The following is an 11,041-nucleotide window of genomic DNA, read 5'->3' as shown; positions in this document are numbered from 1 at the left end:
AGGAGACAATAAGCACAAACTTACATATTTTATTCTTAATTTTGATAGTATATGTCGGCCTCCCAAACTTTTAGATTAAGTATTTTTGATTCCATAGATGACGGTCATCACGCTGATTATCTGGCATATCTCATTCATCAATTCAGTCAAAAGCAGGAAGTTGAACTCTTGGTTATAGTGCCTGAAAGCTTTATTGAAAGTTTTAAATGTAATCGACTAAACTGGGGATTTGACTTGGGGGAAAATATTCATTTCCATGCCTTGGATGCCGCAACTATTCAACAATTACATGGCCAATCCATTTACAAAAGGTCTATTGCTGAGTGGAATTTATATGTCGAAATTAGTGAGGCGTGGAATGTGACCCATGGTCTGCTGATGTATTTTGATTATTTTCAATTGGGCATTTTACTGGGTAAAAAGGCTCATTTTAAACTTGGGGGCATCTATTTTAGGCCCAATTTTTATTACCGAAAAACCTCTTGGTCTTCAGCTCTTTTGAAGAAAAAGATGTTGGCTTGGTCTACCTTACGTTCATCCATGAAAGTACTTTTCAGTTTAGACCATAAGGCGGTAAAACATATTCAACCTTTGGTAGGAAAAACTCAGGTAATGCGCATATCAGATCCAGTGAGGGCTTATGAGATAAGTGAAGAGGAACTTCTGACTTTTAAAATGAAATGGAATATTCCTTCGGATAAAAAGGTTTGCCTAATTTTTGGGTATTTAGATCCTAGAAAAGGAATAGAGGCATTTTTAAATTCTACCAAGCATCTAATTCCGGAGGAAATAGATCAACTGTGTTTATTGGTGGCAGGGGCAATCAGTCCTACGTATCGAGCCCATTTGGAGGAGCTATTTTCTCAATTCCCTACTTTACAAATCAGCCCTATTTTTCAGGAAATAAAGGGTAAGGATATCCAATTATGCTTTGAGGCTTCTGATGTAGTGTTGATGTTATACCAAAATCATGTGGGAATGAGCTCGGTGTTAGTGCGAGCCAGTATTTCGAAGAAAGTGGTCATTGGGACAAACTTTGGTTTATTAGGTAAGTTGATTTCTAGTATGAATTTAGGCTTGGTGGTAGATGCTAAATCGCCCAAAGAAATTTCGGAGCAGTTGGAGCAATACTTAAACCTAGGCATAGGTTATTCTAAAGAGCAAATGGAAAAAATGGCCAGGGAAAATTCAGAGCAGGCATTTGCGGAGACAATATACCAAGGACTCTTTTTATAAACTGATGTAATTGATTTCGCCAGCTAGGTTTTTTAGTAGAGATTTGGTCCGCTCGGGACGAGCATCTGTGATGAATACCTGCCCAAAGTGATCTTCGGCCATCATTTGAACCAATCGCTGAATTCTACGGTCATCTAATTTATCAAAAATATCATCTAGCAATAAAAGAGGTTTTCTGGGGTGCTCTTGTGCCAATGTGTCAAACTGCGCTAATTTTAATGCAACTACAAAGCTTTTTTGTTGGCCTTGGGAGCCAAATTTTTTGAGCGGGAATCCGTTTATTTCAAAAATAAAATCATCCTTATGAATACCCAGAGTGCTTCTTTGAGCGGCAAGGTCCTGGGCCTCCGCTTTTCTTAGCGAGGCATCAAGGTCGCCTAATGGAAAGGTGTTATCCATTTGGATGTTTACCTGCTCACGATCATCGGAGAGTTTCGCATAATGCAATTGGAAATTAGGAAGGTATTTAAGCAGGAAATCTACCCGGGCTTGGGCAATTTTTTCTCCCAAATGCACCATAGGTTCATGGTAGCTTTCCAATTGAATTCGGTCGATTGAACCTCTTTCGGCGAATTGTTTCAAAAGGCTGTTTCTTTGTTGGACAATTCGATTATACCGCAATAAATTATCCAAAAAGCCACGGTCCATTTGCGCCATCATCCCATCAAAAAACCTACGGCGATCTTCACTTCCCTCTCGAATTAGATCGGTATCATAAGGGTCCATGAGTACTACGGGAAATTGACCAATATGATCGGCTAATCTAGGATAGGCTTTTTGGTCACGTAGAAATGATTTTTTTTGACCTCGCTGGTAGGCACAAGTGACTTGCGTTTCACTTGCAGGCAATTTTGAGGCCTCGTTTTTTTGATACACAAAATTTCCCTGAATCATGAAAAATTCCTCACCATGCTGGATGCATAGAGGGTCAGCAATACTTCGGGCGCTTTTGGTCATGGAAAGAAAGTGAATGGCATCCAACAAATTGGTTTTGCCAATTCCATTTTCACCTACAATGCAATTGATGTTGGAGATAAAATCAAATTGAGCCTCCGCATAGGACTTAAATTGTTTGACCTGTAATGATTTAAGGTACATGCGGGCTTAGAAATAAGGCTTGAACCGTAAAAATAACGAATATTCGTGGATTTTGAGGATTGATTTGGGCTAAATCCATTCATTTTTTGGCAGCTTAATGCTTTTGTTATAATTTCGTGGCTGATTGAGTTGGTGGGTATATTCCCATCCGGCTAACCAAATGAATTTTTGAATAGAATCATGGCAAAGAAAGAAACAAAAGCTCCTAAGTATTCGAAAGAAACCTATCGTTACTGGTACGAATCGATGCAATTGCAACGTAAGTTTGAGGAAAAGTGCGGCCAGTTGTATGGAATGCAAAAAATCAAAGGCTTTTGCCATTTATATATTGGGCAAGAGGCTTGTTCTTCAGGTTCAAAATCGGCATTGATTGAAGGAGATAAATACATTACAGCTTACCGTGATCACGGTATTCCTTTGGCTTTAGGGACTTCACCTAACGCCATCATGGCTGAATTATATGGCAAAATCACAGGAGCATCCAAAGGTAAAGGGGGGTCTATGCACATTTTTGATAAAAGTGTAGGTTTTGTAGGGGGACATGGTATCGTTGGAGCTCAGATTCCTTTAGGAGCGGGATTGGGTTTTGCTGAAAAATATAATAAAACGGGCAATTTGGCCATTTGCTATTTTGGTGATGGTGCGGTTCGCCAAGGTGCTTTGCATGAGACGTTTAACATTGCGATGACTTGGAAAATCCCAGTGATTTTTGTGGTGGAGAACAATGGTTATGCCATGGGAACTTCTGTAGCAAGAACTTCTAACGTAACTGATTTATATACCATTGGCGAAGCCTACGATATGCCATCTGAGCCTGTAGATGCGATGGATGTAGAGGCAGTACATGAAGCTGTATCAAGAGCTGCGGCTAGAGCTCGTGCGGGAGAAGGACCTACTTTCTTAGAGTTTAGAACTTATCGGTACCGTGGCCATTCTATGTCGGATCCACAGAAATACCGTTCTAAGGAAGAGGTAGAAGCTTACAAAGAGCGTGATCCAATTGAGCAAGTAAAGAAGACCATTTTGGAATACAACATCTTAACTCAAGCCGAGTTAGACGAGATTGATGCTAAAATCAAAGTTCAAGTTCAGGAGTCGGTTGATTTTGCAGAAAACTCGCCTTTCCCTCCGAAAGAAGAGGCTTACAAGGACGTATATGTTCAGGAAGATTATCCTTTCATTGAGGAGTAATCTAGAACTTGATAATATGTAAAATGCCCGATTATCGGGCATTTTTTTTGACTAATCTTTTCTATTTTTCTTCGACCAGTTTTTCTATCGCGAGTAATTCATCTCGGAATTTAGCGGCTAATGGGAAATCCATTTCTTTGGCGGCCTTCTCCATCTCTTTTTTGATTTGATCTCTTTGTTTGATGAGGTCCCCTTTTGACATATAAGCTAACAATGGATCAGCTGCCATGGCAGGTTTGTCCGCTTGGATTTGGTAATTTTTGCTAGGCTTGGCCATACGGTCCGCAATAGACGTTTGTTCCAATATTTCATCTTGGCTTCTCCAGATGGTTTTAGGAGTAATGCCATTTGCCTCATTATACTCCATTTGAATTTTCCTTCTACGATTAGTTTCGGAGATGGCTTTTTCCATGGAACCTGTAATACGGTCGGCATACATTAACACTTTCCCATTTTCATTTCTTGCGGCTCTACCAATAGTCTGAATGAGGGAACGGATATCTCGTAAGAATCCTTCCTTGTCTGCGTCCATGATGGCGACTAAGGATACTTCTGGCAGGTCTAATCCTTCCCGTAATAAGTTGACTCCCACCAACACGTCAAATTCCCCCAAACGAAGCTCTCTCAGGATTTCTACTCGTTCCAAAGATTTCACTTCCGAGTGAATATATCGTCCTTTCACCCCAACTCGATCCAAGTATTTAGATAGTTCTTCTGCCATTCTCTTGGTTAGGGTGGTGATGAGCACCCTTTCTTTCTTTTTCACCCGATCATAAATTTCATCCAATAAATCATCTATTTGATTTTTGGTTGGTCGTACTTCTATTTGAGGATCTAATAGTCCAGTTGGGCGTATGATTTGCTCCACGACTACTCCCTCGGATCTTCTTAATTCATAGTCAGAGGGAGTTGCAGAGACAAAAATGGTTTGACCAATGATATCTTCAAACTCTTGAAAAGTTAGAGGACGATTATCCAAGGCAGAAGGTAATCTAAATCCATATTCTACCAAGGATTCTTTTCTAGAACGGTCACCTCCCCACATAGCTCTGATTTGCGGCATGGTGACATGGCTTTCATCTACCACCATTAGGAAATCATCCGGGAAAAAATCGAGGAGGCAGAAGGGTCTTTGCCCAGCTTTTCTTTGATCAAAATAGCGAGAATAATTCTCTATGCCCGAGCAATATCCCAGTTCCCGCATCATTTCCATGTCAAATTCGGTTCTTTGTTTGATTCGCTCGGCTTCTACCAGCCTACCTTCGGATTCAAAGTGTTTAATTTGTGCAACGAGGTCGGCTTGAATAAAGGAAATGGCTTGATTGAGGGTTTCTCTTCCTGTTACAAATAAATTAGCGGGGAAAATGGCAACCATTCGCTCAGAGGAGATTTTTTTACCTGTCCATGGATCTATGCGATGAATTTCTTCTATTTCATCCCCCAAAAACAGGAATCTATAACCGAAGTCAGCATATGCTAAGAAAATATCCACGGTATCTCCCTTTACCCGAAAGGTACCACGCTGAAATTCCCCCTCTGTTCGGGCATACAATATTTCCACTAATCGGAATAGAAATTGATTCCGAGAAATTGTTTCTCCTACTCCAATCCGTAAAATCGAGTTTCGATATTCATCGGGGTTTCCCATACCGTATATGCAAGAAACTGAAGCGACCACAATAATATCTCTTCTTCCAGACATCAATGACGAGGTAGTAGCTAAGCGTAATTTTTCTATTTCTTGATTGATGGATAGATCTTTTTCTATGTAAGTGCCAGTGGTTGGTATAAATGCCTCGGGTTGATAATAGTCGTAATAGGATATAAAATATTCAACGGCGTTTTCAGGAAAGAAGGATTTGAACTCTCCGTAAAGTTGAGCTGCTAATGTTTTGTTATGACTCAGGATAAGGGTCGGTCGGTTTATTTCTTGGATCACATTGGCGATGGTAAATGTTTTTCCAGAGCCTGTTACGCCTAGCAAGGTTTGGGCTAGTTCCTGCCTATGAACCCCTTCAACTAATTGTTTAATGGCTGTTGGTTGGTCACCAGTGGGTTGATAGGAAGATACTAATTTGAAATCCATAGCTTGGCGGGTAAAATGGCTAATTAAATTAGGAATTTTGAGCTGATTCTCCTTAATTTTATTTTAAAATAGTTAAAAATGAAAAAGAGAATTTTCTTATTTGGAGGCCTTGTTTTGCTTATTTTTTTAGCCTGTAAACAAAGTTCTGATCTACCTGAACCTCTCGATATTCAATCTATACAAACTCAAGCCCCTAAAGAGTATACTTTTACTAGCAATCCAGTTTGGGCAGACGAGTTTGAACAGGCGGGCTTACCTAATGATAAAATATGGTCTTATGATGTAGGAGGTTCGGGTTGGGGGAATAATGAATTACAATACTACACTAAAGCCGATTTGGACAATGCTCATGTGGAGAATGGAATGTTGACCATCGAAGCAAAAAAGGAAAGTTTTGGGGGCAAAAATTTCACCTCTGCCAGACTAGTGACAAAGGGGAAACAAGATTTCATGTATGGACGAGTTGAGGTAAGGGCAAAATTGCCAGCTGGATTGGGAACTTGGCCTGCTATTTGGACTTTAGCAAGTCAGTCAGACTACGGTAATGCTTATTGGCCGGATAATGGGGAAATAGATATCATGGAGCACGTAGGTTATGACCCAGGTGTGGTACATGCCACGGTGCACACCAAAGCCTTTAATCATGTCATCAATACCCAAAAAGCGAATACCACCGTGGTGCCTGATTTTGATAAGGTTTTTCATGTATATCAAATCGACTGGACTCCGGAATACATTAAAACGTATATTGATGGGAAGCCGTACTTTACTTTTCAAAATACGAAGAAAGGCTGGGAGGAATGGCCATTTGATAAGAAACAACATCTTTTGCTGAATATCGCAGTAGGGGGAAATTGGGGAGGTCAAAAAGGGGTGGATGAGTCAATATTCCCGGCCAAGATGTTGATAGATTACGTGAGGGTGTATGGATTGAAGAATTGATTTTTTCCACAACGCTGTCAAGGTTTTAAACCTTGACAGCGTTAGCTTAACAACGTTTTTTCATCTAATATAATTGCACCTTTTTCATCAAGTTCTTGATTTTAATTTTTGATGTACAGGTAAGGAATTATTCAAATGATTGAAAATAATTTTTGAATTTTATGTTCAAAATAATTTAGAGAGTTAGTGGTATGGAGTGAATAAATTGATGAAATGTTAAAGCATCTAAAATTTGGCCATTTTTCCAAAAGATGTATTTGTTGATGATTATAGCCGAAGGAGGAAGTTGGGGAGGATTAGAAGGGGTGGATGACAGGGTTTTCTCTTTCAAAAATGAAGTAGAGTATGCACGATTTTATGCTTATAGAGCACCATAAAAAATGATGAGATACCCAGAAGCTGCCCAGGCATTTGACCGTTTATTGTGTATTATGGACGATTTGAGGGAGAAATGTCCTTGGGATAAAAAACAAACCCTTGAAAGTTTGAGGCATTTGACCATTGAGGAAACCTATGAACTATCAGATGCTATTTTGGAGGGGGATTTGAACGAGGTTAAGAAGGAAATAGGGGATTTGTTTTTACACTTGGTGTTTTACAGTAAAATTGGATTTGAGAGTAAGGCTTTTGATGTGAAAGATGTGCTGGATGGCATAGCTGAAAAATTGATCTCAAGGCATCCACATATTTATGGAGATGTTCAAGCGAATACCGAGGAAGAGGTCAAGGCCAATTGGGAAGCTCTAAAATTAAAAGAAGGAAATGAATCTGTTTTGTCAGGAGTTCCTGGCTCTTTGCCTGCTTTAGTAAAAGCCATGCGTATTCAAGAAAAAGCCCGAGGAGCGGGTTTTGACTGGGATGAGAAAAATCAAGTTTGGGCTAAGGTAGAGGAAGAATTAGGCGAATTTAAGGAAACGTTTGTAGGTAAGGAATTGACAGAGGAAGAGAAAAAGTCGGCTGAGGGGGAATTGGGCGATTTGATTTTCAGCTTGGTTAATTTTGCACGATTTATTGACATTAATCCAGAGACAGCAGTGGAGCGGACAAACCGTAAATTTATTTATCGTTTTCAGTATTTGGAAAAGAGAGCCAAAGAAGTGGGTAAAAACCTCTCAGATATGAGCTTAGCTGAAATGGATATTTTTTGGGAAGAGGCTAAAAAAAGCAACGCTGTCAAGGTTTAGAACCTTGACAGCGTTAAGTTACAATTCAGCTTTAATATTTTCACTCATTTATTCATGAGCAAATTGATAAATTGTTTTGCTGGAATAAGTTTGACCTGGTCGTAACACGGTACTTGGGAAATTTGGGTGATTCGGGGAATCTGGGAAATGTTCTGTTTCCAAGCAAAAGCCCATTCTTTTGGTATAACTCACTCCATACTTACCTTGGTAAGTTCCATTTAAAAAGTTGCCCGTATAAAATTGAGTGGCAGGTTCGGAAGTTGATAATTCTAAGCTTCTACCAGAAACAGGATCAACTACCTTGCCCACTTTGGCAAATACTCCAGGGGCTTTATCAAACACAACGCAGTGGTCGTATCCACCGCCACGCTTAATTTGTATATCATCTGCATCAATTCTTTCAGATATTACATGTGGTTGAAGGAAATCAAATGGGCCACCTTTCACGTCCACCAGTTCACCTGTTGGAATTAAAGTCTCATCCACCGCCACCAATTTGTTGGCTTTTAATTGAACTTGATGGCCCGTGATATCTCTTTTGGCGTTTCCGGATAGATTGAAATAGGTGTGGTTACTTAAATTCAATACGGTGGCTTTATCTGTGGTAGCTTTGTATTCTATCCCCAGTTCATTGGCAGGGCTCAAGGTATAAGTTACTTGAACTTGCAAATTGCCCGGGTATCCTTCCTCTCCATCTTTGGAAAGGTAAGAAAGTACCAATTTGGAACCGGTGTCGTCACCTTCCGCGACTAACACTTTCCAAACCACTTTATCGAAGCCCACTTTCCCTCCGTGCAGGTGGTTTCCCATATTCTGGGTATATAATTCGTAGTTTTTACCATCTAGACTAAATTTCCCTTTAGCAATACGGTTACCATAACGACCGATAATCGCTCCAAAATAGGGAGAGCCTTTTTCATATTCTGCCAGGGTTTCGTAGCCCAAGACAATATCTTCGATTTTGTTGTATTTGTCAGGGCATAAAATCTTCGTGATGATACCTCCATAATTCATGATCTGAACTTCCATGCCAGATTTATTTTTGAGGGTATACAGGGTAACAGCTTCTCCGGCTTGTGTTTTACCGAATGGTTTGGATGTAAGGGACATAGGGCCTTTAATAGGTTTTGCTAGTAATGAAATGGATAAAAATGTGGTACAAAGTAAGGCAATTGGCAGCCAATTGGTAATTTTTTTCATGTTATCATGGTCTTGAGACTTCTAATTTAAGGATTTCAGTTGAATATGAAATTTTTTTATGTATCTTTGCACCCCATTTAAAAATTAATTATTAATCTAAATTTCAGCATGTTAGCCCAGCGTGTTGATGTACTCAGGGCAAAAAATATGTCTAATAAACAAAAAGATTTCGACTGGGATCAGGTCGATGGTAAAGGTTTCGGTGGTAATTACTCTGCTGAACAAAAGAAACAAATGGAAGCAGCCATTGAGGCTACTTTGAATTCGGTTACTGAGAAGGAAGTGGTGAAAGGTATCGTGGTGAGCAAAACAGACCGTGAAGTTATTGTAAACATTGGATTCAAATCTGATGGTTTGGTATCTGCTTCAGAATTCCGTGATATGCCAGATTTGAAGGCAGGCGACGAAGTAGAAGTGTATATTGAAAACCAAGAGGACTCAAATGGCCAATTGATTCTTTCCCGTAAGCTTGCGAAAGTAATGGGAGCATGGATCAACATTGAGCGTGCTTTAGAAGAAGATACCATTATCAATGGTTTCGTGAAGCGTCGTACAAAAGGTGGTTTGATCGTCGATATTTTTGGAATCGAGGCTTTCTTGCCAGGTTCTCAAATTGATGTTAAGCCTATCCGTGATTTCGACATTTTTGTTGGAAAGAACATGGAGGTTAAGGTAGTTAAGATTAACCATACCAACGACAACGTGGTTGTTTCTCATAAAGTATTGATCGAGAAAGATCTAGAGGAGCAGCGTCAATTAATCTTGAACAACTTAGACAAGGGTCAAGTATTAGAAGGTGTGATCAAGAACATGACTAATTTCGGTGTGTTCATCGACTTAGGTGGTGTAGATGGTCTATTACATATCACAGATATCTCATGGGGTCGTATCAACCACCCACAAGAGGTGTTGAAATTGGATCAGAAGATTCAAGTGGTTGTGTTAGATTTCGATGAGAACAAGAAGCGTATTTCTTTAGGTATGAAGCAATTACAAGCTCATCCTTGGGAAGCATTAGCTGCTGACGTGGAAGTTGGATCTAAGGTAAAGGGTAAGATTGTTAACGTAGCAGATTACGGTGCATTTTTAGAAGTTTTACCAGGTGTTGAAGGTTTAATCCACGTGTCAGAAATGTCATGGTCTCAGCACTTACGTAACCCACAAGATTTCTTGAAAGTAGGTGACGAAATGGAAGCTGTCGTGTTGACATTAGATCGTGCTGAGCGCAAGATGTCTTTAGGTATCAAGCAATTGACTGAAGATCCTTGGACAAAAACTGATTTATTGTCTAAATATGCAGTAGGTACTAAGCATAAAGGAACGGTTCGTAACTTAACTAACTTTGGATTATTCCTTGAGTTAGAAGAAGGTATCGATGGCCTAGTTCACGTATCTGATTTATCTTGGACTAAGAAAATCAAGCATCCATCTGAGTTTGTTAAAGTTGGAGATTCATTAGACGTAATCGTAATCGAATTAGATGCAGATAACCGTCGTTTGGCTCTTGGACACAAGCAATTAGAAGAGAATCCTTGGGATACATTTGAAAGTGTATTTACGGTAGGTTCTTCTCACAAGGCTACTATCATTTCTAAAAATGATAAGATGGCCGTATTGGAGTTGCCATATGGTATTGAAGGTTTAGCTCCATTGAAGCAGTTGGTGAAAGCTGACGAGTCAGTGGCTGAGGTAGGCGAGGCATTGGATTTCATCGTTACTGAATTCCAAAAAGATGATCGTAAGATTATTCTTTCTCACACACGCACTTTCACTGCTCCAACTGCAGAGGAAGTAGCTGCTGCCAAGCCAGAAAAGAAAAAGGCTGCTGCGAAGTCTTCTGACAAGACAACCGTTACAGCTGAAAAATCTACCATGGGTGATATCGGTGCTTTATCTGCATTGAAAGAGCAGATGGAAGGTGCTGAGCGTGCTCAAGCGATTAAAAAATTGGAGAAAAAATCCAAGAAAGCTGAATAAGTAAATTAAGGTTTGCTGGAAGGGGTTTGCGAGAGCAAGCCCCTTTTTTTATGCCCAATAAAATGGCGACCTGTTCTCGTGCCAGAGAGAGAGCTATTGATGTAGTAAAATTTCAAGAAATAGATTT

At 39.8% G+C, this 11,041-nt stretch carries 8 protein-coding genes; 5 read left to right on the top strand and 3 right to left on the bottom strand.

All coding sequences use genetic code 11. The annotated features are described in order from the left end of the window. The first annotated feature begins 51 nt into the window (after nt 1–51). A complete protein-coding gene (locus ESB04_RS11850; protein ID WP_129027959.1) occupies nt 52–1,236 on the top strand; it encodes a glycosyltransferase in 1,185 nt (394 codons plus the stop codon). On the opposite strand, the gene recF is transcribed toward ESB04_RS11850, so the two are convergent. After that, nucleotides 1,231–2,334, bottom strand: a complete 1,104-nt coding sequence (recF, locus tag ESB04_RS11845) for a DNA replication/repair protein RecF (protein ID WP_129027958.1) — start codon at nt 2,332–2,334, stop codon at nt 1,231–1,233. The genes ESB04_RS11850 and recF overlap by 6 nt on opposite strands. A 180-nt stretch (nt 2,335–2,514) precedes the next feature. Between recF and pdhA the strand changes: the two genes are divergently transcribed. Continuing rightward, nucleotides 2,515–3,525, top strand: coding sequence for a pyruvate dehydrogenase (acetyl-transferring) E1 component subunit alpha (gene pdhA, locus ESB04_RS11840; protein ID WP_129027957.1), 1,011 nt, complete (start codon nt 2,515–2,517; stop codon nt 3,523–3,525). A gap of 61 nt (nt 3,526–3,586) precedes the next feature. Here the strand turns inward: pdhA and uvrB are convergent, their stop codons facing one another. Continuing rightward, the gene (uvrB, locus tag ESB04_RS11835; protein WP_129027956.1) at nt 3,587–5,611 is read right to left on the bottom strand and encodes an excinuclease ABC subunit UvrB; all 2,025 of its coding nucleotides are present in this window, start codon (nt 5,609–5,611) and stop codon (nt 3,587–3,589) included. Nucleotides 5,612–5,689: 78 nt separating this feature from the next. Between uvrB and ESB04_RS11830 the strand changes: the two genes are divergently transcribed. Next, complete coding sequence (locus ESB04_RS11830) at nt 5,690–6,553, top strand: glycoside hydrolase family 16 protein (RefSeq protein WP_129027955.1); 864 nt, start codon at nt 5,690–5,692, stop codon at nt 6,551–6,553. Between the two features lie 380 nt (nt 6,554–6,933). After that, nucleotides 6,934–7,737 (top strand): nucleoside triphosphate pyrophosphohydrolase, encoded by an 804-nt coding sequence (mazG, locus tag ESB04_RS11825; protein WP_129027954.1) that lies wholly within the window; start codon nt 6,934–6,936, stop codon nt 7,735–7,737. 48 nt (nt 7,738–7,785) lie between these two features. On the opposite strand, the gene ESB04_RS11820 is transcribed toward mazG, so the two are convergent. Next, complete coding sequence (locus tag ESB04_RS11820) at nt 7,786–8,937, bottom strand: aldose epimerase family protein (RefSeq protein WP_129027953.1); 1,152 nt, start codon at nt 8,935–8,937, stop codon at nt 7,786–7,788. 147 nt (nt 8,938–9,084) lie between these two features. On the opposite strand from ESB04_RS11820, the gene rpsA reads away from it, so the two are divergent. Then, on the top strand, nt 9,085–10,914 hold the full coding sequence (rpsA, locus tag ESB04_RS11815) for a 30S ribosomal protein S1 (RefSeq protein WP_129027952.1): 1,830 nt from the start codon (nt 9,085–9,087) through the stop codon (nt 10,912–10,914). Nucleotides 10,915–11,041 lie beyond the last annotated feature (127 nt).

The organism is Aquirufa rosea (assembly GCF_004118285.1).
GTDB classification, from domain to species: Bacteria; Bacteroidota; Bacteroidia; order Cytophagales; family Spirosomataceae; genus Aquirufa; species Aquirufa rosea.
The sequence above is the reverse complement of the archived record's forward strand: the minus strand, read 5'-3'. Positions and strand labels throughout refer to the sequence as shown.